Here is a 1,115-nt window from a genome sequence, read left to right on the forward strand (position 1 = left end):
ACCCGTGGGCGATCTACGCCGTCGTCGGCCTCGCGATCGCCTACTCCACCTTCCGCCGGGGCCGGCGCCAGCTGATCAGCCAGGCGTTCATCCCGCTGATCGGGCGGAAGGCCGCCGAGGGCTCCATCGGCCGGGGCATCGACATCCTCGCGATCTTCGCGACGCTGTTCGGCTCCGCGGCCTCGCTGGGGCTGGGCTCCTTCCAGATCGGCGGCGGCATGCAGACCGTCGGCTGGGTCGACGGGGTGCCGGGGGCCGGTGTGCTCGCGGCGATCATCGTCGTGCTGACCACCGCGTTCATCCTGTCCGCCGTGTCCGGCGTCGCCAAGGGCATCCAGTGGCTGTCCAACACCAACATGGTGCTGGCCGGGGCGCTGGCGCTGTTCGTGTTCGTCGTCGGCCCGACGGTGATCATCCTCGACCTGGTCCCGACGGCGCTGGGCGCCTACTTCTCCCAGTTCTTCGAGATGGTCGGGCGCACCGAGGCCGTCGGCGGCGAGCCGATGCTCGAGTGGCTGTCGGGCTGGACCGTCTTCTACTGGGCGTGGTGGATCTCCTGGTCGCCGTTCGTCGGCATGTTCCTGGCCCGGATCTCGCGCGGGCGCACCATCCGTGAGTTCGTCGGCGGCGTCATCCTCGCGCCGAGCCTGGTCTCGCTGGTCTGGTTCTGCATCTTCGGCGGCACCGCCATCACCCAGGCCCAGCAGGGCGCGCAGTTCTCCGACGACTCCAACGTCCAGCTCTTCCAGATGCTGGCCGCCTACCCGTGGGCGACCGTCACCGGCCTGCTGGTGATGGTCCTGGTGGCGATCTTCTTCGTGTCCGGCGCGGACGCGGCGTCGATCGTGATGGGCACGCTGTCCCAGCGCGGCACCATCGAGCCCAGCAAGTGGGTCGTGATCTTCTGGGGCTCGGTCATGGGAGCGGTCGCCGTGCTCATGCTGATCACCGGCGGGGAGAACGCACTCGACGGCATCCAGAACCTCACGATCCTGGTCGCGGCACCGTTCGTCGTGATCATGGTCCTGCTGTGCTTCGCACTGTTCAAGGACCTGCGGCGCGACAAGGTCGTGCTGCGGGACGAGAAGGGCGCGCAGGTGCTGGAGCAGGCGGTC

1 protein-coding gene is annotated in these 1,115 nt (G+C 68.8%); it reads left to right on the forward strand.

What is annotated here, in order from left to right; translation table 11 throughout:
* Window positions 1-1,115, forward strand: a 1,115-nt coding sequence (locus D8M34_RS17985; RefSeq protein ID WP_174235408.1) for a BCCT family transporter, incomplete at both ends; no start/stop codon positions are given.

Source organism: Microbacterium sp. HSID17254 (assembly GCF_003989315.1).
Taxonomy (GTDB): domain Bacteria; phylum Actinomycetota; class Actinomycetes; order Actinomycetales; family Microbacteriaceae; genus Microbacterium.